The organism is Halosaccharopolyspora lacisalsi (genome assembly GCF_014137975.1).
Taxonomy (GTDB): domain Bacteria; phylum Actinomycetota; class Actinomycetes; order Mycobacteriales; family Pseudonocardiaceae; genus Halosaccharopolyspora; species Halosaccharopolyspora lacisalsi.
Genome location: NZ_JACGWZ010000001.1, coordinates 1,554,688 through 1,579,394, shown reverse-complemented (window position 1 = coordinate 1,579,394; position 24,707 = coordinate 1,554,688). Strand labels below are relative to the sequence as shown.

22 protein-coding genes are annotated in these 24,707 nt (G+C 67.7%); 8 read left to right on the top strand and 14 right to left on the bottom strand.

Going from position 1 to position 24,707, the window contains the following annotated elements; all coding sequences use genetic code 11:
• Positions 1–17 precede the first annotated feature (17 nt).
• From FHX42_RS07635 to FHX42_RS07625, 3 genes are all read left to right on the top strand, one after another.
• Complete coding sequence (locus tag FHX42_RS07635; protein ID WP_182543370.1) at positions 18–350, top strand: putative quinol monooxygenase; 333 nt, start codon at positions 18–20, stop codon at positions 348–350.
• A 32-nt stretch (positions 351–382) separates the two neighbouring features.
• The gene (locus FHX42_RS07630; RefSeq protein WP_182543369.1) at positions 383–1,177 is read left to right on the top strand and encodes an acetoin reductase; all 795 of its coding nucleotides are present in this window, start codon (positions 383–385) and stop codon (positions 1,175–1,177) included.
• Between the two features lie 508 nt (positions 1,178–1,685).
• A complete protein-coding gene (locus tag FHX42_RS07625; RefSeq protein WP_182543368.1) occupies positions 1,686–2,015 on the top strand; it encodes a hypothetical protein in 330 nt (109 codons plus the stop codon).
• 234 nt (positions 2,016–2,249) lie between these two features.
• On the opposite strand, the gene FHX42_RS07620 is transcribed toward FHX42_RS07625, so the two are convergent.
• From FHX42_RS07620 to FHX42_RS07595, 6 genes are all read right to left on the bottom strand, one after another.
• Entirely contained in the window at positions 2,250–3,722 is a 1,473-nt protein-coding gene (locus FHX42_RS07620; RefSeq protein WP_328795946.1) for an AMP-binding protein, read from the bottom strand.
• Positions 3,723–3,831: 109 nt separating this feature from the next.
• Positions 3,832–4,239: a hypothetical protein gene (locus FHX42_RS07615; RefSeq protein WP_182543366.1), complete on the bottom strand. Its 408-nt coding sequence runs from the start codon at positions 4,237–4,239 to the stop codon at positions 3,832–3,834.
• 47 nt (positions 4,240–4,286) lie between these two features.
• Positions 4,287–5,771, bottom strand: coding sequence for a sodium:solute symporter family protein (locus FHX42_RS07610; RefSeq protein WP_182543365.1), 1,485 nt, complete (start codon positions 5,769–5,771; stop codon positions 4,287–4,289).
• 139 nt (positions 5,772–5,910) lie between these two features.
• Positions 5,911–6,693: a glucose 1-dehydrogenase gene (locus FHX42_RS07605; protein WP_182543364.1), complete on the bottom strand. Its 783-nt coding sequence runs from the start codon at positions 6,691–6,693 to the stop codon at positions 5,911–5,913.
• Positions 6,690–7,892, bottom strand: coding sequence for an acetyl-CoA C-acyltransferase (locus FHX42_RS07600; protein ID WP_182543363.1), 1,203 nt, complete (start codon positions 7,890–7,892; stop codon positions 6,690–6,692). Before FHX42_RS07600 ends, FHX42_RS07605 begins: the two co-directional genes overlap by 4 nt.
• A complete protein-coding gene (locus tag FHX42_RS07595) occupies positions 7,889–8,815 on the bottom strand; it encodes an SDR family NAD(P)-dependent oxidoreductase (protein WP_182543362.1) in 927 nt (308 codons plus the stop codon). The genes FHX42_RS07600 and FHX42_RS07595 overlap by 4 nt, the downstream gene beginning before the upstream one ends.
• 137 nt (positions 8,816–8,952) lie before the next feature.
• Here FHX42_RS07595 and FHX42_RS07590 point away from each other — a divergent pair, with 137 nt between their 5' ends.
• On the top strand, positions 8,953–9,591 hold the full coding sequence (locus FHX42_RS07590) for a TetR/AcrR family transcriptional regulator (RefSeq protein WP_235986928.1): 639 nt from the start codon (positions 8,953–8,955) through the stop codon (positions 9,589–9,591).
• Between the two features lie 355 nt (positions 9,592–9,946).
• On the opposite strand, the gene FHX42_RS07585 is transcribed toward FHX42_RS07590, so the two are convergent.
• The 3 genes from FHX42_RS07585 to FHX42_RS27310 form a co-directional block, all read right to left on the bottom strand.
• Positions 9,947–10,735 (bottom strand): OBAP family protein, encoded by a 789-nt coding sequence (locus FHX42_RS07585; protein WP_182543360.1) that lies wholly within the window; start codon positions 10,733–10,735, stop codon positions 9,947–9,949.
• A gap of 857 nt (positions 10,736–11,592) precedes the next feature.
• Positions 11,593–12,747, bottom strand: a complete 1,155-nt coding sequence (locus FHX42_RS07580; RefSeq protein ID WP_182543359.1) for a glycerol dehydrogenase — start codon at positions 12,745–12,747, stop codon at positions 11,593–11,595.
• A 670-nt stretch (positions 12,748–13,417) separates the two neighbouring features.
• Positions 13,418–13,825, bottom strand: coding sequence for a hypothetical protein (locus FHX42_RS27310; protein WP_182543358.1), 408 nt, complete (start codon positions 13,823–13,825; stop codon positions 13,418–13,420).
• A 497-nt stretch (positions 13,826–14,322) separates the two neighbouring features.
• Between FHX42_RS27310 and FHX42_RS07570 the strand changes: the two genes are divergently transcribed.
• Positions 14,323–15,333 carry an LLM class flavin-dependent oxidoreductase gene (locus FHX42_RS07570; RefSeq protein ID WP_182543357.1) on the top strand — a complete coding sequence of 337 codons (1,011 nt, stop codon included), beginning with the start codon at positions 14,323–14,325 and terminating at the stop codon, positions 15,331–15,333.
• Complete coding sequence (locus tag FHX42_RS07565; protein WP_182543356.1) at positions 15,330–16,223, top strand: SMP-30/gluconolactonase/LRE family protein; 894 nt, start codon at positions 15,330–15,332, stop codon at positions 16,221–16,223. The genes FHX42_RS07570 and FHX42_RS07565 overlap by 4 nt, the downstream gene beginning before the upstream one ends.
• A gap of 125 nt (positions 16,224–16,348) precedes the next feature.
• Here FHX42_RS07565 and FHX42_RS07560 read toward each other — a convergent pair whose 3' ends face one another.
• From FHX42_RS07560 to FHX42_RS07545, 4 genes are all read right to left on the bottom strand, one after another.
• A complete protein-coding gene (locus tag FHX42_RS07560; RefSeq protein ID WP_235986926.1) occupies positions 16,349–17,398 on the bottom strand; it encodes an esterase/lipase family protein in 1,050 nt (349 codons plus the stop codon).
• Between the two features lie 627 nt (positions 17,399–18,025).
• Complete coding sequence (locus FHX42_RS07555; RefSeq protein WP_182543355.1) at positions 18,026–18,193, bottom strand: hypothetical protein; 168 nt, start codon at positions 18,191–18,193, stop codon at positions 18,026–18,028.
• 375 nt (positions 18,194–18,568) lie between these two features.
• Positions 18,569–19,654, bottom strand: coding sequence for a tartrate dehydrogenase (locus FHX42_RS07550; RefSeq protein ID WP_182543354.1), 1,086 nt, complete (start codon positions 19,652–19,654; stop codon positions 18,569–18,571).
• A gap of 117 nt (positions 19,655–19,771) precedes the next feature.
• The gene (locus FHX42_RS07545; protein ID WP_182543353.1) at positions 19,772–20,656 is read right to left on the bottom strand and encodes a LysR family transcriptional regulator; all 885 of its coding nucleotides are present in this window, start codon (positions 20,654–20,656) and stop codon (positions 19,772–19,774) included.
• Positions 20,657–20,771: 115 nt separating this feature from the next.
• Here FHX42_RS07545 and FHX42_RS07540 point away from each other — a divergent pair, with 115 nt between their 5' ends.
• Positions 20,772–22,379, top strand: coding sequence for an SLC13 family permease (locus tag FHX42_RS07540; protein ID WP_328795945.1), 1,608 nt, complete (start codon positions 20,772–20,774; stop codon positions 22,377–22,379).
• Positions 22,379–23,500 (top strand): glycerate kinase, encoded by a 1,122-nt coding sequence (locus FHX42_RS07535; RefSeq protein WP_182543351.1) that lies wholly within the window; start codon positions 22,379–22,381, stop codon positions 23,498–23,500. Before FHX42_RS07540 ends, FHX42_RS07535 begins: the two co-directional genes overlap by 1 nt.
• A gap of 472 nt (positions 23,501–23,972) precedes the next feature.
• Here FHX42_RS07535 and FHX42_RS07530 read toward each other — a convergent pair whose 3' ends face one another.
• A complete protein-coding gene (locus FHX42_RS07530; RefSeq protein ID WP_328795969.1) occupies positions 23,973–24,656 on the bottom strand; it encodes a FadR/GntR family transcriptional regulator in 684 nt (227 codons plus the stop codon).
• Positions 24,657–24,707: the final 51 nt, after the last annotated feature.

Sequence of the window (24,707 nt, the reverse complement as noted above, 5' to 3'; positions counted from 1 at the left end):
ACGGATCGAGGAAACCGATGATCGTCATTACCGCGAAGTTCCGCGTGAAGCCCGAACACGCCGACCGCTGGCCCGACATCGCCGACGCGTTCACGCAGGCGACCCGCGCCGAACCCGGATGCCTCTGGTACGACTGGTCCCGCAGCGTCGAGGACCCGACCGAGTACGTGCTGGTCGAAGCCTTCCGAGACGACGAGGCCGGTGCCGCGCACGTCGGCTCCGACCACTTCAAGACCGCGCAGAAGACTCTGCCGCCCTACCTCGCGGAAACACCGCGGATCATCAACGCGACGGTTCCCCAGAGCGACTGGTCCCCGCTCGGCGAGATGGCCGTGCCGAACCACGAATGACCGCTCCCCGCACGGCCAACTCGGAGGAAGACATGACCACACCGGAACAGCCGCCGCGGGCCGCACTCGTCACGGGCGCGGCGCGAGGAATCGGCAGGGGGATCGCGCTGCGTCTCGCCGCCGACGGCCTCGACGTCGCGGTCAACGACGTCGAGGCCAACAGCGGCCCGCTCAAGGAAGTCGCGGGCGAAATCACGGCCACGGGCAGGAACTCGACCGCGATCGTCGCCGACGTATCCGACGCGGACGCCGTGCGAACCATGGTCGAGCGCACGACCACCGACCTCGGCCAGCTCGACGTCATGATCGCCAACGCGGGGATCGCCGACGTGAAACCGCTGCTGGAGACCGGTCCCGAGGACTTCGACCACCTGATGTCGATCAACCTGCGCGGCGTGTACCTGTGCTACACGGCCGCGGCCAGGCAGATGATCGACCAGGGAACCGGCGGTAAGATCATCGGGGCCGCATCGATCGTGGCGCACCGGCCGTTTCCGCTGCTCGGGACCTACTCGGCCTCGAAGTGGGGCGTGCGGGGTCTCACCCAGGCCGCCGCGATGGAATGGGCGCAGCACGGCATCACGGTCAACGCGTACTGCCCGGGCATCGTCGGCACCGCGATGTGGGACCACATCGACGAGAAGCTGGCCGAGAACGAGGGGTTGCGCAAGGGTGCGGCGATCGAGAAGTACTCGGAGCTGATCCACCTCGGTCGGGTGTCCGTGCCCGAGGACGTGGCGGGCTTCGTGTCGTACCTCGCCTCGCACGACTCGGACTACATGACCGGCCAGTCGGTGATGATCGACGGCGGGGTCCAGTTCGCCTGACCCGCGACGAGAAGATGAGTCCGGCTCGGATCGCGGAACAGGTATACGGCCTCTCCGCGGTCCGAGCCACAAGGCACAACAGCGAGCAGTCTCGCCTGGACCGTCGAACGCACGAGCGTGGACCTCCGCTACGCCTGGGCAGGCCCGAGCAGGCTCCGGCACGCTCGATACGAACCGCCCGGATCACAGTCTGCTCGGTTACTCGATGCTCGAGCATCGAGTGCAGCGATGCGCTACTGCCGCACCACTCGCTCGACGTTCGCCGGGCGGTACCGGCCTCGCCCGGCCACCTGCGCGAGCGTCCGCTTGCCCGCAGAACACGTGCACAAAAGCGACGGCGCCCCTCCGGAGTCAACGACGCGTTACCGTGCATCGCACGGCTCCTCTTCCACGGCAACGGGTGGAGTGGTTCCCGCTTGAGCGGACACTCCAAACCGGACCGTTCCCGCTTCGGCGGACAGCCGAGCTCGCTGGTGACGGGTCGGCTCTGGCGGATTCGGGTCAGTTCGTGGAGACCCCGGATGGCTCGACCGCGTTCCGCATCGGCACGTCCGGAGACCCACGCGGGGAACTTCCCCGGGGCAACGCCCAACAGGCGGTGCGTGGGGATGCGGTGTTCAACGCTCCGCAGCAGTTCGTGTCCAACTTGGGCGAGGACGTCTCGTTCACCCCGGACCCGGTGTTGCAGTCCTTGCGGAGGAGTTACTCCGCGCCGAACGCGTGCTCGCCGACGTCGTCCACGACCGGGGACCGTGCCTGCTACCTCAGCATCAGCTGGCCCGCCGCGTCCGGGGCCACGCCGGGCCGGGAGAACGGCGTCACCGACCACGCGCCGTAGGAGCGACCGCCACCCGTGGTGACGGAGCCGTTGACGCCGGCCGATCCGGTCCGGAGGGGGCTCACTGACCCGGTCGACTCGGATGGCCGCGAAGCTCTGGGGCGCTCCCGAGGTGGGCTGACACCAAGATTCATCCGGCCACCGACCTGCGGTGCCGACCCGTCGTGACGAGGACCAACCCGGGCCAGCGGGCCGGCTCGTGGGGTCGCTGCGGTCGAACCACCGCGGCCGGGTCTACGACGTCGGCGCGTGCTCCAGCCGCTGGGCGCGTAATGCCGAGCGGCGCATCTTGCCCGTGTCGTCGCGCAATGGTTCGTGCACGATCTCGATGCTCGTCGGTCTCTTGTGGGGTGCTAGTCGAGTGCTGACATGTGCGGCGATGGCGTCCACGGTCACCGACGCGTCCCCGGACGTTTCGACGATGGCGTGTACGCGGTTACCGAGGTCGGGATCCGGTAGTCCGATCACGGCGCTGGAGAGCACCGAGGCGTTCTCGAGCAAGGCGTTCTCGATCTCCGCCGGGTAGATGTTCACCCCACCCGCGATAATCGTGTCGGACAGACGGTCGTGCAGGTACAGGTATCCGTCCTCGTCGAACTCGCCCAGGTCGCCGAGGGACTCCCAGCCGTCGAGCGCTTTCGGCTTCGCGCCGATGTAGCGGTAGGGCTCGGGGTTTCCCGGCTCCGGCCGCATGTAGACCTCACCCGGCGTGCGGGGTGAGGTCACGTCCGTTCCGTCGGCGGCTACGATCTTGATCTCGCCCCAGGCGACGCGTCCCACCGATCCGGGGTGGGCCAACCACTCACGTCCGTTGACGGTGCATCCTGCCTGCGCTTCCGTGCCGCCGTACAGCTCCCAGACCGCCTTCGGGCCGATCCAGTCGATCCAGGCACGTTTCAGCCACGGCGGGCACGGCTCGGCCACGTGCCAGACGGAGATCAGCGAGGACAGGTCGTACTGCTCCTTGACGTCGTCGGGCAGGGCGTGGATCCGGCGCATCATCGTCGGTACGAGGTAGAGCCAGCTGATCGAGTTGCGGGCCACTTCCTCGAGAGTGCCGACCGGGTCGAACTTCTTCGTCAACGTCACGGTCGCACCGGTGAACAGGGCGGCCAGCGCCGTGGCGAACGGCGCGTTGTGGTGCAGGGGCGCGGGTACGAGTAGCCGATCCGCGGGGCCGATGCCCCACACGGTCGCATCGAAGCCGCGGTACGTCGCAGGTCCGCCCGAGAGGATGATCTTCGGGTGGCCGGTCGACCCGCCGGACGTCGGGGCCTTCCAGGAGGGTGCGATCGCGGTCGGGAGGTCCTCGTCCGTCGCCCCGAGCTCGCGAAGCCGGTCGACCGTCACCCCACCCGCGATGCGAGGGTTGTTCGCGTCGGTGACGACGGCCGCAGGCCGGGCCAACGTCAGGATCTCATCCCGCTCCGTGTCGGTGAGTTTCGGCGACAGCGGTTGGGGGGTGACGCCCACCTTGTAACAGGCGAACGTGGACACGATCACGTCGGTTCCGTTGGGCAGTGCGAGTGTGACGATGCTGCCCGCCGAGACTCCGGACCGCAGCAACCCGTGTGCGACGCGATTGCTCTCGTGGTGCAGGTCCGCCCAGGTCAGCTCGTCGCCGTCGCAGCGTACAGCGGTGGTGTGCGGCTTAAGGGCGGTGAAGTGCTTCGGGACATCACACAGCGGGAACTCTTCGGGTGGCACGAGTGCGCGAGCCTTTCCGTTGTCCGGTGGAACGTGTCGGTGGTACTTCGTCTGCCGACGGGCGACAGCCGGCACCTTCGGGAGCACGGCGAAGCCGTCGACGCGCGAGCTACTGTGCGACGGGTTGTGCATCCGTGTCTTCGAGGTCGTGGCGGAGCCACGTGTGGTAGACCCAGGCGAACACCAGCGGTCCGACCACGGTGGCGACCGGCCAGATCGCGTACACGAATACGGCGGTCGAGGTCGGTAGCCCACCGATGATGCCGCCGTCGTGCAGCGCCGCGTTCGCCACTCCGAAGAGGAGTACGAGCACCAGGCCGAAGGACACGATGCCGGCGGTCGCGGGCGGGTTCCACTCGTCACGTTTGTCCAGTGAGCCCATCAGCATGAAAAGCGTCACCAGCACGGGAATCGAGTAGTACACGACGGGCCAGTAGTTGGAGAACATTCCGACGGTCGCGGCGGTGGTTGCCGCGAAGCATGCGCCGACCAGTTTGTCCGTGCGATCGATACTCATTCGGAAATCCTTGGGTCGAGATCTTGTCGCGTGCGCGTCGGCGGTGGCTACTTGGTCGCGGTCTTCTCCGCCGCCCGAAGTTCCCACATTTCCGTGAACCTGTCCGCGGAAGCGCGGGAGGGAGCGCAGACGGAGACGATGATGAAGATCATGATGCCGAGGCAGGTGACGAGTCCGCCGGTCTGGATGTAGGTCGGAATCGCAATGATCCCCTGCGCGGTGAGAACAGTGGTGGCGAGGTTCGCGACAATGCCGAAGCTGATGGCGACGGTGGTGGCCAGTCCCGTGGCGCGCCGCCAGTACAGGCCGAGCGCGAGCGGCCCGAAGATCGCCGCGGCGAAAGCGGCCCAACCGATCGCGCCGAGCAGGAAGACCACTTGTGACAGGTAGAGAGCGAACACCAGTGAACACGACACGACGAACGCGCTGGCGAGTCGTGCCCAGCGAACTTCGTTGCGAACGGTGATGCCCAGAGCGCTGGGGAGGTCCCTCATCAACGAGGACGCACCGACGGCGATGAAGGAGTTCGAACTGGACATGATCGCGGCGAGGAGGCCTGCGAGGACGAACCCGGCGAACACCGGCGGCACCATGTTGTTGAAGAACCATGTGGTCGTGTTGTCGATGTTGTCGAGCTCCGGAGCCCGTCCTTCGATGGTGAGGGCGCGCATCGTCAGGCCGACGCTGAGCGCGAACAGGGTGGTGATCCCGTATGCCAGCGCGGCGACCAGTGCACCCCACTTCAGCTCCGAGGGGGAGCGCAGCATGAGAAACTTGGTGATCAGTTGCGGTTGTGCTGCGGTGCCCAGGATCGCCATCACGGCGAAGGCGTAGATATAGGTCAGCGGTTGCGTGGCATCCAGCTGGAGGAACTCGATGTCGTGGTTGCTGATGGTGGTGAGCATCGTGCTCCACCCACCGACGGTATTGGTGGCCACGAAGAACGTCCCGATCGACAGCACGACCATGAGCAAGCCCTGAATGAAGTCGGTCCAGGCTCCGGCCAGCATCCCGCCGGCGATGGTGTAGAGCGCCACTATGGCCGCCCCGGTGATCGCGCCGACGGTGACCGACGTGCCGAAGATGAGGCTGACGATCACTCCGGTCGCGGTGACTTGAGCGGTCATGTAGGCGACCGAGCCGACGAACGTCGCGATGGACATCGAAAGATGAGCCGGGCGGCTGGGGTACCTGATGCGGATGACGTCGGGGATGGAGTACACGTCGTACTGCCGCGCCAGCCTGTAGAGCCGGGAGCCGAGCAGGAACCAGGACACCGCGAAGGCCACGGGAACGAGGAACGCCGCCGCTACGATCGCTTGCAGCCCCCACGAGTAGATGTTGGCGGTGTGGCCGATCATTCCGAAGCCGCTCTGGATCGAGGAGAACGTGCCGACGGCCATCACGAAGAAACCGAGCGTTTGGCCGGCGACCAGAAAGTCCTTGGAAGACTTCACCCGCGATTTCGCCCAGTACCCTATGCCGAACATGAGCAAGAAGTAGATCAACATAATGGCGATGACTGGTGTCATGCTGTCACCCTTCGCGACAAAGCCGATCAGGCGTTGGAACGTGTGATACGGAAAATTCGATGCCTCGAGCGCGGTCGTGCTGTGGTTGTCGCTCTGCGTTCGGTAGTGCTCGAACCACCACGGTCGAGTTCGGTGGTTGTCACCGTGCTCCGGTCAGGCCGCCGTCAACCGGGATGACGGTGCCGGTGAGGTACGCACCGGCACGGGACGCGAGGAAGACCGCGGTTCCCGCGATGTCCTCCGGGGCGCCCGGGCGGCCGAGCGGTATGCGGTCCACGATCTCGGAACGGTGTTCGGGGTCGTCGAGCGCGTGGGCCATCATCTTGCTGGGGAAGGGTCCCGGCGCGATGGCGTTCACGGTGATCCCGTCGGTTGCGGTCACGCTGGCGAGCTTGCGCGTGAGCATGTGCACGGCGGCCTTGCTGGCACCGTACGAGAAGTTGTCGGAGGCCGAGACCGCGATGCCGTCTACCGAGCCGATGTTGATGACGCGTGCGGGGTCCTCGGCACTCGACGCGGCCCGCAGCTGGGGGAGCAACTGCTGAGTCAGCGCGAAGATCGCCTTGACGTTGACGTCGAACACCTTGTCGAACCCGCTGTCCGGAAACTCGTCGATCGGCGCGCCCCAGGTGGCGCCCGCGTTGTTGACCAGCACGTCGACGCGGGAGGAGAGTTCCCGGACCCGTTCGGTCAGGCTCGCGATACCGTCCTGCGTGGAGAGATCCGCGGGGTGTGCGACGCAGGTTCCGGATGCGGACAGCTCGTCGGCCGCTTGCTGGCAGGCTTCGGCCTTGCGGGACGATATGACGACGGTGGCGCCGGCTTCGACGAAGCCTCGGGCGATCATCAAGCCGATTCCCCGGGACCCCCCGGTGACCACGACGGTCCTGCCGCTGACGTCGAAGAGGGCGTCTGGAGTCATGAGGCCACCTCGAACAATCCGGCGGCACCCATACCGCCGCCGACGCACATCGTGACGACGACATGGCGCGACCCGCGACGCAGGCCTTCGAGCAGGGCGTGACCGACCAGCCGTGCCCCGGACATGCCGTGGGGGTGGCCGATGGAGACGGTGCCGCCGTTGACGTTGACCTTGCCGGAGTCCAGTCCGAGCTCGTCTCGGCAGAACAGTGCCTGCGAGGCGAACGCTTCGTTCAGTTCCCGGAGGTCGATGTCGTCGATCGACAGGTCGTGCTGTGCCAGCGGTTTCGGGACCGCGAAGACCGGCCCGGTACCCGTCTCGGCCGGCGGGCACCCCGCCACCGAGACACCCCGGTACGTCCCGAGCGGTTCGAGACCGCGGCGGGACGCCTCGCCGGCTTCCATCAGCACCGCGGTGGAAGCACCGTCCGACAGTTGCGAAGCGTTGCCCGCCGTGACGGAAGGTCGGCCGGCGACATCGTCGCCGGTGAGCACCGGAGGCAGTGCGGACAACCCGTCGATCGTCGTCGACGGGCGACCGCCTTCGTCCTCGTCGAGCCGGAAGGCCTCGGAGCGGGACTCCCCGGTCGCCTCGTCCACCCGGAGTCTCGTACCGGAGAGCGGGACGATCTCGTCGGCGAACAAGCCCCGCTCCTGCGCGGCGGTGCGCTGCTGCGACGCCAGAGCGAACGCGTCCTGCTCCTCCGGGCCGACGCCGTAGCGCTCGGCGACGACCTCCGCGGTCTCCAGCATCGGCATGCAGATGGCCGGAACTTCCCGGGCCAACCACTCATCGACTTCGCGGAAGCGGTTCTTGTGATCGTTCTGGACCGGGGGGGTCGACTCGACCCCGCCGCCGACGGCCACCGACCTCCCGTCGGAGCCGATCTGCTTCGCGGCGGTCGCCATCGCCATCGCCATCGCCATCGCCATCGCCATCGAGCCCGAGGAGCATTGCCGGTCAACGGTCATGCCCGCGCGCAGGGAGGCCTGGCGTGCGATGTTGAAACCGGTCGATCCTTCCGGCCTCGCGCACCCGAGGACGACGTCCTCGACATCCGTGCCGTCGAGGCCCGCCTTGCCGAGCGCTCCGGTGAGCGCGTGCGCGGCGAGATGTTGCCCGGAGGTGTTGTTGAACGCCCCTCGGTAGGCCCTGCCGATCGGCGTCCGGGCGGTGGACACGATGACTGCTTCCCTCACTGTGCTGCTCCCGTCGCATGGTGGTGTTCACCGGCGAGCGCGACGTAACGGTTCGTCTGCTCGAACGCGGATCCGGTGACCACGGACGCGGACATGTCGCTGATCTCGCCCCAGCGCTCGGCGATGCTCTCCGGAGAGCGCGCCTCCGCGGGCAGATATACGCCGGCGGACTCCTCCATGCGTGCCACGGCGAAGACACCGGCTCCGGCGGCGAGGATCGTCTTGTTCGGCGCGGCCTCGGAGACCAGGAACAGCGCCCCGGGTGCGATCGACTCGGGGGTCAGCACGTCCAGCGCAGCGGCGTCGATGAGCTCTTCGGTCATTCTCGTCGCCGCCGTTGGCGCTAGTGCGTTGACGTGGATTCCCTTGTGGGCGCCTTCGATCGCGAGCACGTTCATCAGACCAACGACGCCGGACTTGGCCGCGCCGTAGTTCGCCTGGCCGAAGTTGCCGTAGATGCCCGAGGCGGACGTCGTCATCAGGACGCGCCCGAAGCCCTGCTCGACCATGTGCGGCCAGACAGCCTTCGTGCAGTGCACCGAGCCCATCAGGTGGACGTCGAGGACCTTCCGGAAGTTGTCGACATCGGCCTTGGCGAACGACTTGTCCCGCAGAATGCCCGCGTTGTTGATCAGGATGTCGATGCGACCCCACCGCTGGATCGCTCGAGCGACCATCTCGTCGGCGCTGGTCGCGTCGGTGACGTCGGAGCGGTCGGCCGTGGCCTCGCCACCGCGATGTTCGATCTCGGCGACCACGCTCGCCGCCGGGCCGTCGTCGGCCCCTCCGCCCGACGGGGACCCGCCGACGTCGTTGACCAGGACCCTCGCACCTCGGTCGGCCAGCGCCAGAGCGTGCGCCCGGCCGAGGCCACCACCGGCTCCGGTCACGATGGCGACCTTGCCGTCAAAGCTGAAACTCACAGGTAATAATCCTCTCACCAGGGATACTACTGAGTAGTATGTGATGGCGAGCACTCGAAGTCAATACCGGTTCAGGGACCTGCGCACGGGCCGCGGTGGCATGATGACGTGGAGTCCGACGAGCGATGGAGGAGTCGTTGAGTACAAGTTCCGAGGTGGACAGCGGGGTCAAGGGGAGGATCCTCGACGCCGCTGCGGACGCGTTCATGCGCCGGGGGTTCGGAAGCACCACGATCGACGACATCGCTGATGACGTGGGCGCTACCAAGGGTCTGATCTACTACCACTTTCGATCGAAGTTCGACGTGTTCATCGCGGTGTACGAGGAGGGCATGCGACGCGTCCGCGAGCGCGTCGAACCCCACGCGCACGGAGACGGAACCGGCCGCGAGCGGCTCGTAGCGATGTCGCTGGCACACGTGATCAACCTGATGAGCGATATCGCCTACCACCATGTCGTCCACCAGGGAGTGCGCGCTCAAGAATCGACCGAGCTGAAGATCCGGCAACGGGACTCCCTGGTCGCGCTGAACGAGCTCAGGCGCGACTACGAAAGAATCTTTCACCGGGTGGTGACCGAGGGGATCGAGGACGGCTCACTGCGGGAAGTCGACGCGAGTCTCGCGACCCGCACGCTGCTGAGCAGCCTCAACACCGTCGACACGTGGTACCGCAAGATCGACGACCAGTCCGACGAAGACGTGCACGACCTGGCCTGCCAGATCGTCGACATCCTCATCGGCGGCATCGCAGCGCAGCCGGACCTGCGGTGTTGAGCCCGAGCTGCGCGGCCAGTCAGTCAGTGCGGCTCGAGTAGTGCGATGTGAGCTCGGAGGGCGGGGAACAGCTCGCTGTGGCGGACGCGCTCGCCCTCGGTGCGACTGGACAGCAGCGTGACCGGCGGCCGATCCACGCCCACGCCAGCCACGGCACGTCGAGCGCGCCGTGCTGTCGCCGGTCGAATCGGGTGAAGTCCCTCGGCGCGCCGATGATGTCCCGGGGCCGAGCGTGGGGCCAGCCGTCACGCAGCAGGCATAACCATGCCCCGGTGTCGCGGCGGATGACGGGAGCCAGATCGGCGAGCTCGCGGTCGAGCCGCTGGTCTGGTCTTCCGCGAGTTGCCGGGCGTGGCTACCACTTGAAGTCCATCTCCTCCAGGCGTGTCTGCACGGTACGGCCGCTCTCCCAGGGGTTGGCGCCCGAGGCCACCTCCGGCATCGGGATGTCGGCCCGGCTCTCCCGCTTATGCCGCGTGGAGATGCCGAGCCTGCGGTCCCGGCGGCGGACCAGCTCCTCATCAGCCTGCCCGTCCCCTGTCAGGCCCATCATCAGCTGCGGGACTCCGTAGGGGAAATCGTCGCGATCGTACTGCCAGGTGTGGAACGTCTTCCCATAGGTCGTCACGAGGTCGTCGAAATAGGTGTGCTCAGCCATATCGGGAATTCCCGGAGCGGCCAGGACCCCGGACTTGACCTCGTAGTGGTGGCTGTGCCACAGCTTCTTCTCATCTTCGGGCAGAGCGCGAAAACGCTCCTCGCTGATGATGTATTCGATCCCGATCAGGCGGGCATCGGGCGCATTGCGGTCGAAAATCACGCACTGGTGCAGGTCATGGCGCAGATGGACGCAGAAATGCGTCGCCTCGACCTGCCGCCCCATCTCGTCGGCGTACATGTGGAAGCCGTTGAGGTAGGTGCTCATCGCGTCCAGCGGGTACTTCGGCTGCATGACGCCGGAGGCCAGGTCGAGCGCGCGATGCTTGAGGGGGTGCCCCTCGCCGATCTTGGCGGTCGTCGCCGCCTTGCGGCCGAACATCATGCCGACCGCAGCCACCACCCCGGCGGCGACACCGATGCCGATGGCCCCGGCCGAGGACCGGCCGGGGCCGTGCGAACAGGATTTGTCGCGGGTAAAGCCCATGTGCGTGGCCTACCCGTGGGCCGGTCGCCCAAACCGCTTCCCCACCGGTTACGGGCTTCACGCCGCGCCCTCAGTGCTGCAACGGCACTTATCGGGCAGGTGGTCGGTGGTCGTGGCAACGGTCGTGGCAGGACCGGGCTTGGTGCCGCCTGCGGCTGACGGCAGCCTTCTCACCGCCGTTCGGGTCGAGGGCGAACCGGACAACACGGCCGTGCTCCGCGCCCCGCGGTCACGGGGATGCTCAAGGGATCACGGGTGCGGGGCAAGCATGCCGCTCGACCCCGGCAACCACGCCCTGGTACCGCTCGAGGCACCCCCGTCCTCACCGCGCCCCGAGTGGCCGAGGTTGCCGGATTTCACCCGCCCGATCGCGGTGCTGACGATCGATGTCCTGCCGTTCGTCCTCGACGCGATGCGCGGACCGCCGCTCGACCCTCCGCGCTGGTGGACGAGCACCGCGCACGCGCGAACGCCACACCGCCCATGCCGGTGGGCCCGTGTCGACGGCGAATCCGGGGAAACCTGCCGGCCGACCGACGACCACCATCGGCCGGACCTGCTTCGCGGGGAACCGTTCCGCGCTACGCCCGTCCACGACGGGCTTCGCTTGATCGGAACCGCGCTAGGGTCGGTTCGCGCTGCACGGCGAAGCCGAGTCGCTACTGCGGAGGGCGCCGCCGTGCCGCTCCCCCAGGTCCTCGTCCCCGAGGGCAACGACGTGATCACCACGCTGTCCCGGATCCACGCCGAGACCACGGGCCCCGGGTGCAGCACCTGTTCCTGCTCGGTGCCCTCGCCGTCCTGGAGGTCTTCGACATCGGCCTCGGTGGCCGAGGCTCGAGCGCGCCCGCGCCGCCTCACCCGTGAGCGGTGGGCGCCTGCGCCCGCGACAGACCCGCTTCGTCCCGCGCCTGCTGCCCAAAGACCTCCACGGCTCTGAGCGCGTCCACCACGTCGGTGACCGTCACGGCGAACGGCAGGTTGTGGATCGTTTCGCTCGGGGCCGTGGCCGCCTCCGCGACGGTGCGCAGCACGTCGTCGGTCGCCTCGCCCAGTCCCGCCTCGGTCAACGTCGTCGGCAGTCCCACTCGCGCGGTGAACCGGACGAATTCCTCGATCTCGGAACTCGGAGCTCCTTCGAGGATCAGCTGGGCGATCGACCCGATGTTGACCTTCTGCCCGTGCGCCAGGGCGTGGGTGTGCGGCACGGCGGTGAGCCCGTCGTGGATCGCGTGCGCGGCGGCCAGCCCGCCGGACTCGAAACCGAGGCCGGACAGCAGCGTGTTGGCCTCGGCCACCGCCTCCACCGCCGGGGTGACCAGGTCGTGCTCGACCGCCCGCACCGCCGGCAGCGCCGACTCCCACAGGATGTCCCAGGAGAGCTTGGCCAGCGCCGTACCGGCGCGGGTGGCGCGATCACCGGTCATCGTCGTTCCGTCACCGCGGGAGACGGCGCGGGCCTCGATCCACGTGGCCAGCGCGTCACCGACACCGGCGACCAGGAAGTGGGTGGGGGCCTTGGCGATCAGCTCGGTGTCGAGGACGACCACGTCCGGGTTGCGGTCGTAGAACCGGTAGGACTCGAACGCGCCATCCTCGGTGTAGACCACCGACAGCGCCGAGGTGGGCGCGTCGGTGGAGGCCACCGTCGGCACGCTGACCCGCGGGATGCCGAGATCGTCGCCGGCGGCCTTGGCCGTGTCGATGGGCGCACCGCCACCGACGCCGACGACCACGTCGGCGCCGTGGTCGCGCAGCCGCGCCGCGACCCGTTCGCTCTCGACGCGACTGGGCACACCGCCGAAGGTCTCGAACAGCACCGGCAGACCCGCCGCTTCGAACGAGGCGCGGATCGGCTCCTCCGTCAGCTCCCGCACCTGGTCGTCGGCGACCAGCAGGGGCCGCTCGCCGAGCCGGGCCACGTGCGTGCCGAGTTCGGCCAGGGCGCCACGCCCCTGCACGTATCGACCGGGCGACATCAACGACCGGAGGCCGGTCGAGCGCTGCGTCATCGTTTCTTCCTCCAGTTCGGCGTCCCTCGGGCGTTCGGGGCGAGTCCCGACGGGATCACCGCCGACCGCACCGCGGTCCCGCGTCTCAGTGTGGATCGTTTGGTGCCTGTGGGCCCGTGGCCGAGGTGGACCCTGTTGTTGGCCACCCCGCATGGGGTTTTCACCGTACTGGGCATCTGAAACCGATCTGGTCACCGACGTGCCTGTTCATGGCCGTGTCGCGCGTTCGCGGCAGCTGAGCGGGGTGCCTCGGTGAAGGTTCCCGAACCGCCCCCTCTCCGTCGTCGGGACGGTGATCGGCGTACGAACCGGCTCCGCGGGCGTTGAGAGTCAGGATGGCCGCCAGGGTGCCGCGCCGTCCCGGATCGGGCGGGACGGCGCGAGGAGATCGTTGTCGATGGTGGCGAAGTCCTGCTCTCGGACCCGCTCGAGTCCTTTGAGGAGTGTCGTCCGGTCGGTGATGGTGCGCGGGCGGATTTTGGCGCACGACGAGCAGACCGTCCTCGGACCGTTGCCGCCGTGGCGGACAACCACGCTCGTCACCCTGCAGCAACAACGAGCCTGGCGCTCACCCACGGGCGACGTCGCGACAGCGAATCGTGACCATCACGGTAAACAGCACAATCACTGCAGCGCCGGGCGGAGAGCACTTCGTCACCGCGTGCCGACCTCAACGAGTGGAACGGTCCTGCCCGGCCGGGTTCGTCGCGTCGTCGTCCCGGCTCGTCACCATGCCCAGTGCGAGATCAGCACAGAATTCGCCGAGCTGCTCGGGCGCGTCCCGCCCGTCGGGCCTGTACCACCGGACGAGGTCGACGCCCAAGGAGAGCATGGCACGTACGACGCGGGGTACGTCGATGTCGACGAAAGCTCCCTCTTCGATTCCCCGGGTGACGGCCTCTCGGAACATCGCCGTGGACCGCCGGCGCGGTCCGAGCACCTCGTCGTAGTGCTCCGGTGCCAGCGCCTCCAGCTCGCACTGGCTGACTCGCCCCACCACGTGATGCCGGGCGTGCCGGCCGACGAACCGCTCGACGAGCGCTCTCGTGCGTGAGAGTGCGTTATCGCTGTCCTCCACCTCTTCGAGAGCTCCGAGCGAGCTTTCGTGCCCGGTTCGGATGATTTCGAAGAGTACGCGTTCCTTCGAGGGGAAGTGCACACAAAGCGCCCCCCGGGGGGCAGACCGATGACCGAGGTGATGTCCCTGTTCGTCGTTCCGTGGAAACCACTCGCCGAAAAACACCGCACCGCCGATGTCAGCAAGTTCCCGGCGACCTCCCCGAAACCGCTGTCCCACAGCTCCGGTGACTCGTCCACCGCCTCGGAGAGCACCACGCGCTCGCCACGCGACGCCACGCCGGGATGCTCGGCGTCCATGGTTGCCTCCCTTCCGCCTGCCCGGACCCTCTGGAGGTGGCGCCTGCGGGTGGTGCGCAGCCATCTCCGAAACGCAGGCGGCTGTGACTTGACACACCACACCAGAGGCGATAACTATGCGCTCAGTTAGCGCTGCGGTCGGTGAACGTCGCGGCGGCGAGGCTGACCCCGGAACCACCGGCCGGAAGGAGGGCGCCAATGGACGTGTCCTGCGCGTTTCCCACCGACCTGGACTCTCCTGACAACATCGCGCTGGCCGAGCGCCTCGGCTACCACCGGGCATGGGTGTACGACACCCCGCAGCAGAGCCCGGACGTGTGGATGACTCTGGCGCTCGCCGCGCAGCGCACCGAGCGCATCGGTATGGGCCCCGGAGTGCTCGTCCCGAGCCTGCGTCACCCGATGGTCAACGCCACCGCCACGGCAACGCTCAGTGCGCTCGCACCCGGCCGCGTCGCGGTGGCATTCGGCACGGGGTTCACAGGTCGCCGGGCGATGGGCTACGGCGCCATTTCCTGGGCGTTCATGGAATCCTACATCCGTACGTACCGGGCACTGCTCCGCGGCGAAGTCGTGGAATGGGAAGGCGCCCGGATGCAGATGCTGCACCCCGACGGGCACGCGCCCGCCCGCCCCATCGACGTCCCGGTCCTCATCAGCGCCCTCGGCCCCAAGGGCAACAAGATCGCCAACGAACTCGGCGACGGCCTCTTCACCACATTGCAGCTCCCGGACTTCATCGCCGACCACTCCTGGGCCGCTTATCTCGCGTGGGGCACGGTGCTCGACGAGGGAGAGGACGACGACTCCGAGCACGCGCGCTCCGCGGGTGGTCCGGGCTGGGCCCTGTCGTTCCACAGCGCGTACGAGTTCGGCGGCCCCGATGCCGTCCTCGCCCTCCCCGGCGGGGAGGAGTGGTTGAGCGTCGTCGAGGAAACACCCCGGGACCAACGCCACCTCGCCGTCCACGCCGGACACTGCGTCGAGCTCAACGCCGCGGACCAAGCCGCCTGGCGTGCCGGAGGAAGCACCACGCTCCAGGACGTCACGCTCAGCGGACGCCGTGACCGGGTCCGGAGCCTCCTGGAGGATTACAGCTCCCGCGGGGTCACCGAAGTCGTCTTCCAACCCTGCGGATCCAACGTCCAAGCCGAGCTGGAGCGCTTCCTCGACGCTGCTGAGCCCGTCGTTTCGAAGGGGGACACTTGAGCCGCGAGATCAACACCGCCGTGACGGGCCTGGCCTACCTGGAAGGCCCTCGCTGGCACGACCGAAGGATATGGTTCTCGGACTTCTACACGTTCCGCGTGTACTCGGCAGCGGAGGACGGCAGCGATCTTCGGGTCGAGGCCGAGGTGCCTCAGCAACCCTCCGGACTCGGATGGCTACCGGACGGCCGGCTGCTGGTGATCTCGATGCGTGATGCGCGGCTGCTGCGCCGCGAGACCGACGGCACCCTGGTGCCCCACGCCGACCTCTCCGGCCACGTCAACGGGCACCTCAACGACATGGTCGTCGACTCCCGTGGCAGGGCGTTCGTCGGTGAGTTCGGTTTCGACCTCATGGGCGGCGCCCCTCTCGAGCCGGCCGGTCTGCTGCGCGTCGATCCCGACGGAACCGTCGGCAAGGTCGCCGACGACATGTGGTTCCCCAACGGCAGCGTGATCACCGAGGACGGCACGTTGCTGGTTTGCGAGACCTTCGGCAACCGCGTGACCGCGTTCGACATCGCAGAGGACGGTGGCCTGACCAACCGCCGCACCTGGGCCGAGTTCGGGGAACCACCCACCGATCGGGAACTCGAGAAGCTGCTCGCCCACGTGGTCGTCGGTGCCGACGGGTGCTGCACGGACGCGGACAGAGCGCTGTGGATCGCTGACGCCGTGGGCGGCCGGGTCCTGCGAGTGCACCCGGGCGGCGAGATCAGCGAGGAGATCCAGGTCGGAACCGGCGTCTTCGCCTGCATGCTCGGCGGAACCGATGGTCGCACGCTGTTCCTCTGCACCGCGCCCGACTTCCACGAAGGAGCTCGCAAGCACGCCCGCGAGGCCAAGCTACTGACGACTCGAGTCGACACTCCCCACGCGGGACTGCCCTAAAGCTCATTCCGGAAAGAAGTGCGAAGTTCGCGGTAGGAGACCAGCCACGACTCCTCGGGGACCAACTCCTCGATCGCACCGCAGCCCTGCGCAGACCGATCGACCCGCACCATCAGACACGCCGATCATTCCGAAACGAGCTGTTGGTCGCCTCCCAGGTCCTGCGCGTAGGGCTTCAGCTCCGGTTCTCGGGCAACATGCGGATGCAGCGCGAGGGTCCGCGTGACCGTGGTGGTCATCTTCGCCATGTGGAGGGGAAAGGTCGCCGGGTTCACACCGGGTTGGAATGCACGCGTGCACACCGATTCGTCGATCGTCTCGGGTCTGGCCGGGCCGGCACGGGTGAGAGCGTCCATCGCCAGGGCGTAGGCGACGGGGTCGGACGTGCCCACGAGCAGGTGGTCGGTGACGTGCGTGGGGCAGATGTCCTGGACGGCGACGTTGGTGATGTCGCCTCCGCCTCCGTGCAGCGGTGTGGAGCCGCTGTCGGTGAGGTTGGGCTGGACGACCTCGTCGACGAGGGTGGTGTAGACGTTCGTGTAGGAAACGCCCGGGTAGGTCTCCCCGCCCGAGTTCAGCACGCGGAGGAAATCGCTGTTCGTGCGCTGCTGCCAGATGGACGGAGCGCAACCCACCGCTGGCGCGCAGAGGGCGTTGGCATCGACGGTGCCGTGATTGCTGCCCGCCAGCGCGACGACGTCGTCCACCCGCTCGCGGGTGTCCGGCCAGAACTTCAAGGCCCACCGGGGCACCATGCCGCCCTGGCTGTGACCGAGAATCTGCACTCGTCGGCCGCTGAGCCGGTACATGGTGCGAATCGAGTGCACGACGTATTCCGCAGCGACCTGGATGTCACCCATCGCGTTGCCGGGAAGTCGCACCGTGCAGTACGGGCGGTGCTGACGCTCGAACGCGCGCTGGTAGTTCCACGCGTACTCCGCGGTGGGATTCAACGTCGTTCCCGGAACCAGCAGTACCGGCTTTTCGGTGCTGTCGGCCAGGTTCGCACCGCACTCCAGGCTCCGAGCGAGATCGTCGGAATCTGCGCTCAACGCCGGTCCTCGTGCCCCGGCGGGTCTCGCCACGTCGGTCCCGGCCCGAGCCGGTACGGCGAGCGTCATGACGGTCAGCACGCACGCAACGGCAGTGGCGACGTGGTTGCGCCATACGCGCATCGAATTCCTCCTGCGGGCAGTGGGACACCGTGGAGAAGGACGCTCCGGGCGCTGGCCCGTGCCCACGGCGATCTTGGGGAAGATGCATAGCAAGCACCGCGTGAGCAGTAAAGCCCCCCGCTCGTGTGCGGGAAAAACGCCGCGCTTCGCGAGCAGCGGGAGCAATCCGGCGGAAAGGCTCGAGACCGGCTCGGAAAGGGGGCCCGGCCGCGGTGGTGCTCTCGTACCACCGAACTTCGACGGCCTGACTTCACCCCGCCATGCGGGGAAAAGTGCTGGTAAGGAACGTGTCACGATCCACCACGGTGTTGGAGCGTGCGGTAGGCAGCCGGCCAGGACACGGAAAACAGCTCGGTCAGGTCGATGATGCTGTAGTCGCCGGTGGCGTGCATCCGCCGCGGTTCGGTCTGCTGCTTCGGGGAGAACTTGGGGTGTTTCCGACGCAGCTCGCTCTTCCTCTTGCGGACGACCTCGTCGGTCCTGAAAAGTTGGTCCTTCAGCAGCGGAACGGGGCCGACGCAGGCAGATCGGCGGGTCGAGGACGGTGTGGTGTTTTTTGCTCGGCGATCATGTGCTGGTGAACAAGCGCCTTGTGGTCGGCGCGGGGATCGCGAGTTCGACGCTGACCTACTGGTGGGGAGGCACGGGGCCGAATCCACCGTTGCCGGCAAAGCGGTAGGTCAGCGTCCGAGCAGAAACCCCGGCACTGGTCAACGAAGCCGACTTCGTCGCCGCCCAGACCATCCGCGCCGCCCGCCCCACCAAGGACGGCAGCACACGCACCCACCTACTCACCGGTCTCCTTCAGCGCGGACTCTGCGGACTCCGCATGGACTCCCACTGGACCAACCACCACCCCGGAGACCGCTACCCGCCACGGCAACACCGGCGACCGACCACGAGCCCCCGACCGGCCCAAGAACCTCTGCCTGCGCGACAACACCGTGATCACCTTCTGCGACGGGAAAGGCTGTACCGCACGCACCGGCCCGGCCTGAACCCCATGGGCAACAACGTGCCGGACCACTGCGCCCACGTCCTCCCCCATCGGGAACGACTGGTGCTCGGGACCTGATCCGCTTCTCCGATCACACGTCCAGCGCTCGGCTGCGCCCGGTCCTTTCTACCGAGCGATGCTCGACGTGCCAGGTCAAGACCCGGCTCCCTCGATCACCGGGCAGTCTCGAGATGGTCGAGGACGGCCTCGGTGATCTGTTTGCTGGTCGCGTCCCCGCCGAGGTCGGCGGGGAGTACACCGGCTGCGGTCGTCGCGTCGATGGCGTCGCGAACTCGGGTGGCGGCATCGTGGAGTCCGAAGTGCGAGAGCATGAGACCGGCACTGCCGATGGCGCCGATGGGGTTGGCGATGCCCTTGCCGGCGATGTCCGGTGCGCTGCCGTGCACGGGTTCGAACATGGACGGGGTGCGCCGTTCGGGGTTGAGGTTGGCGCTGGTGGCGAGCCCGAGGCTGCCGGCCAGCGCGCTTCCGAGGTCGGACAGGACGTCGGCGTGGAGGTTCGAGGCCACCACGACGGAGAGGTCTTCGGGGTGCAGCACGAACCGGGCGGCCATGGCGTCGACCAGGCAGCTGTTGGCTTCGACGTCGGGGTAGTCGGCGGCCACGCGGGCGAAGACGTCGTCCCACAGGACCATGCCGTGCTGCTGGGCATTGCTCTTGGTGACGCTGGTGACGACCTTGCGCTGTCGAGTGCGGGCGAGGTCGAAGGCGAAGCGGACGATGCGTTCGCACCCGGTCTCCGTGAACAGTGACGACTGCACGGCGACCTCGTTGCCGGGTCCGCGCCCGGCGAGGTTGCGTCCGCCGAGTCCGGAGTACTCGCCTTCGCTGTTCTCCCGAACCACCACCCAGTCCAGCGAGGTGTCATCGATCGTGCGCAGGGGGCTGGTGACACCGGGATGGAAGGTGACCGGACGGACATTGGCCCACTGGTCGAATCCCTGGCAGATCGCCAGCCGGAGTCCCCACAGAGTGACGTGATCGGGCACTTCAGGTGCTCCCACCGCGCCGAAGTAGATCGCGTCGACATCCCGCAGCTGGTCAAGCCCGTCATCGGGCATCATCTGACCAGTGCGGTGGTAATAGTCGGTTCCCCACGGGTAGTCGGTCCACTCGAAGGCGAACTCCCCGCCCGAGTCCGCGGCGAGCGCGTCCAGAAGCGTTCTGCCTGCTTCGAGTACCTCCGTGCCGACACCGTCGGCGGGGATCGCGGCGATGTGGAAGGTGCGCGTGGTCATGGGACCTCCTCCAGGAGCGATGTCGGGGCACGGGACGTGCTGTGCTCCCGTCTCAGTGAAGGTCACCATCGCGGCAGAAGTCCAACAGATCCTCACTGGCAATGCAATAGGTAGAGCCTATGTCGACTGGTCGTCCTGAGCGACCATGTCCCAAAATTCCTGGGCCGCGGGAGTGATCGGAGCCTGGCGGGTGACCATCCACAGATCGAGGTGCGCAGGCGGTTCGAGGTCGAGCACGCGCAAACCCATCCTGCGGGCCACGGACGCCCAGCCGTCGGTGAGGACGGCGCTGCCGACTCCGTTGGCGACCAGCGTGAGGACCTGCTCGCGGTGTTCGGTTTCGACCACCACGCTCAGATCGACACCGTGACTGCGCATCTCCTCGATCAACAGGCGCATGCCGGTGCCGCGGGGGCCGACGATCAGGCGCCGGCCCGCCAGCTCCTCACGACGGAGGGTGCCCTCGGGCGAGTCGTCGTTTCCGCTGGTGATGAGCACGAAACGCTGGCTGCGCAACCGCCGGGTCGTCAGGTTCGCATCGTGCAAGGGATACGGGGTTCCGAGCACGCCGATTTCGCAGGAACCGGAATGAACGATCTCGAGAGTCCGCTCGGCCGTGGCGGCGGCGACGACGTTGACGGTGACGGCGGGAGCCCGGCGCCCGAAGTCGCTGATCAGGTCACTGAGCGGGGCGATAGCGGGCGAGGGCATGCTGACGACGTCGATCCGGCCATGCCGCAAACCCTTGACCGCATTGATCGTCTCACCCGCTGTTTGCAGGTCGCGGACCACCTGTCGAGCCGGCCCGACCAGGGCACGGCCCGCCTCGGTGAGCGTGACCCCCCGACTGTGGCGGTGAAACAACGGGGTGTCGAGCTGCCGTTCCAGCGCCCTGATCGCTTGTGACAGCGACGGCTGCGCCAGGTGCAGGTGCTCGGCGGCACGCACGAACCCTTCCTGGTCGACGACCGCCAGGAAATAGCCCAACTGTCGCGAATCCATCCCGTTCCTCCATCCCGAATAGGCAAAACCTATCGCGGGCCGAGCCAGGATGTCTTGGACCTTTGCAGTGATCGGCCCCACAGTGATGGCCACCTTGCATGCGGATGGAGGAGCTGTGACCAACACCGGAATTCCACACACGACAACCGACGACGACGCCGGAGGTGACGACAGCGAGAGCAGAACCGAGCAGGTGCGGCCTGAACTGTCTCGCGGCGAGGAGAAGTTCGAGCGTTTCCGGCAGACCCACGGGCTGTGGTTGGCCCCTGTGATCGCGGTCGGGTTCGCGCTGCTGCCCCTGCCACTGTCCACCGATCAGCACATGCTGGCGGCGGTGCTGCTCGGAGTGATCACGATGTGGATCACCGAAGCGCTGCCGATTCCCATCAGCGGTCTGCTCGGCGTCGCGGCGATCGTGTTGCTGGGTGTCGCGCCCGTTGACGAGGTGTTGGCCCCCTTCGGATCCTCGACCATCCTCACTTTCGTGGGGGCCTTCATTCTGGCGCAGGCGATGCTCAAGCACGGCCTGACTCGGCGTTTCTCGTTCGCCGTGCTCGGGATCCCCGGCGTGGGCCGCAGTACTCCACGGATCATCCTCGCCTTCGGCGGTATCACCTGCGTGCTCTCGGCCTTCGTGTCCAACACGGCCACCGTCGCCATGCTGCTGCCCACTGCGCTGGGCATTCTCGGTGTCATCTCACGTCTGCTTCGGGAACGAGGCCACCCTGCGGGCAACATCGACCCCCGTCATCTGCGAGTGGGGACCGCGCTGATGCTCATGCTCGCCTACGGGGCCAGCGTGGGCGGTCTGCTCACCCCGGTCGGCGCCCCACCGAACCTCATCGGCCGCGCACTCATCGAAGAAGCCACCGGAACGCAGATCACCTTCGGACAGTGGACCGCGATGGCCCTGCCCATCTGCACCGTGATGTTCGTGGTGCTCGCCGCGGTGCTCCTCCTGCTCAACAAGCCCGAGGTCCGCAGGATCAGTGGTGTACAGGAGTACGTCGCACGCGAACGGCAACGCATGGGACGCCTGTCCCGTGCGGAGCTCAACACGCTGGTCGCGTTCTCGACGACGGTGCTGCTCTGGATCACCCCGTCCGCGTTCGCGCTGACCACCGGCACCAACTCGACCCTCTACGACGTCATCGAGGGACGGCTGGACGAGGGGGTCGTCGCGATCATCGGCGCCGGACTGCTGTTCATCCTGCCCACGAACTGGGCGCGACGCGAGACGACGCTGACGTGGCAGGACGCGACCAACATCGACTGGGGCACGATCCTGCTGTTCGGCAGCGGACTCATCTTCGGGTCCCTGCTGCAGGAGACCGGACTCGCCGAAACCATCGGCGTCACAGCATCGGACACGTTCGGCGTGGCGACCCCGTTCGCGCTGACCGTCTTCGCGGTCGCCATGGCCATCCTGATCTCCGAGACGACCAGCAACACCGCCTCGGCCGCCGTGGTCGTACCGATCATCATCCCGCTGGCCGTCGCAGCCGGGATCAACCCCCTGGTCCCGGCGCTGGCAGGCGTGTTCGCCGCGTCGTTCGGGTTCATGTTCCCCGTGGCCACCCCGCAGAACGCCATCGTGTACGGCTCGGGGGCGGTGCGGATCACCCAGATGATCCGCTGCGGCCTGTTCTTCGACGTGTTGGGCGGCCTCATCATCATCGCGCTCGTGCCCACCGCTGCCGCACTGCTCGGAGTGGCATCCTGATGACCATCACACGGGTCCTCGTGGCGCCGGACAAGTTCAAGGGATCCCTGACTGGCCTCGAAGCCGCACAACTGACGAAGCAGGGCATCAACGAAATCGACGCGCACGCCGAGGTATCCGTACACCCGGTCGCCGATGGAGGCGAGGGAACGCTCCAAGCCGTCCTGCGCGCCGGATACCGGTGGACGCCCGTCCGAGCCAGCGGTCCACTCGGCGACCCGGTCAGGACCGGCTTCGCCGAGTGCGACGGTCACGCCGTCATCGAACTCGCCGACATCTGCGGCCTCGCGAAGCTCCCGAACGCGCGACCGGACCCGCTGGGAGCCACCTCCTACGGTCTCGGCGAGCTGATCATGGCCGCCTACGAGCACGGGTGCACGAGCACGACTCTGGCCGTCGGCGGCAGCGCCAGCACCGACGGCGGAGCCGGAATGCTGCAGGCACTCGGCGTGCACCTGCTCGACGAGGACGGGAGAGAGCTATCACCGGGTGGTGGCGCACTGACCCGCTTGGCCCACGTCCTCGTGCCCGAGGGGCTCAAGGCGCGTTTCCGCGCAGTTCCGTTCACGCTTGCCACCGACGTCACCAACCCGCTGCTGGGCGACAACGGGGCCGCAGCCGTCTACGGGCCTCAGAAGGGCGCGACCACCGACCAGGTACGGGAGCTGGAAACCGGACTCACGCGGTTCGCCGACCTTCTCGACCGTACGGCTGTCGATCAAGCCGGCGCCGGTGCCGCCGGCGGCGTCGGTTACGCAGCGCTGGCCGTGCTCAACGCAACACGCAGGTCCGGAGCAGAATACGTCCTCGAAACCACCGACCTGCCCGACCGCATCCACCACCACGACCTGGTCATCACCGGTGAAGGCGCACTGGACGCGCAGAGCAACTGCGGAAAGGCGCCCAGCGCCGTTGCCACGCTGGCACGCGAACACCGCACACCCGTTCTGGCCCTCACCGGAAAGTGCGATCTCGACGCGGCACAGCTGCACGACATGGGCATCCAGCACGTCTGGCAGCTACGCTCCCTCGAACCCGACCTCGGCCGCTGTCTTCGCCGCACGCACCTGCTCCTACCGGAGCTGGCGGCCACGGCATACCAGTGGTGGAACTCCCGGTAACGAGCCTGCGAGCAGCTGAAGTGCTCCCGGTCGCGCGGACACTTCACCAGGAGCGCGCCTCCCCGGTTGTTCGAAGGCACGAAGCAGATCAAGCAGGAAGCCCCGTGTCATCCCCATGCTCCCCCGGCAGGCCTCCGACGACCTTTCACTCACCCCGCACGTGGACCCGCGCAATGCCTCCGCGGAGGAACCAGCCTCAGCGAAACAGCGACACTCCCCGTGCATTCGGCCCCGACTCGGCAGAGCACGCAACACACCACGTATGACCACCCGTGGACGCACTGGAGATGTCCGGGGCGATAGATGTCGTCTCGGTCGAGCGACCGTGGAAGGGGGCTGCCGACGATCGGAGACGTGTCCTGCTACCCCGAGGAGGCGCGCTTCGTTGACGAGCACGGGCGTCGCCGTGCCAGCGTGCCGACGAACCGGTGGTGAACGTGGAGGGGAGCGTTCATCGATCGCCGGTGCTTCGTTACCCACCGGACGACCGCCGCCACACCGGGACCATGGCGTCGCGGACCTCGGTGAGCAGTTCCCGCATGGCGCCCTCGGCGTCGTCCGACCTGGCATCGGCGACCGCCTCCGCCACCTGTTCGTGCAGCGTCAGCGCCTGCGACACCGGCTGGTGCGGCATCAACCCCAGTTGCGTGCGGCCCCGCAGCACCGCGGCGACCACGTCGGCCAACGCCTCGAACATCTCGTTGCCGCTGGATCGCAGCAGCGCCGTGTGGAACGCGATGTCGACTTCGAGGAAGTCGTCGAGCTCGCCGGCTTCACCCCTGGCACGCATCGTCGCCGACAGATCCACCACCCGCGAACGCACCTCGCCCGAGGCGTTGCGCGCGGCCGCGGCCGCGGCCAGAGGTTCGACCGCGATACGCAGCTCGGTCAGCGAGCGCAGCTGAGCGTCGCGCCCCTCGCCGGTGAGGCGCCACCAGATCACGCGTGGGTCGAACACGTTCCAGGAGTCCCGCGGCTGCACCGTGATGCCGACCCTCCGCCGCGAGGTGACCAGCCCCATCGACTGCAGGATCCGCATGCCCTCCCGCGCCACCGTGCGCGAGACTCCGAAGCGCTCTTCGAGCACGTCGAGCGTCAGCACGTGCCCGTCCGGCAACCGGCCGTCGGTGATCTCCCGGCCGACCGTGTCCACCACGCCGCTGTGCAGTACTCCGGCCTTCGCTTCGCCCCCGGTGCTCGCCGACGT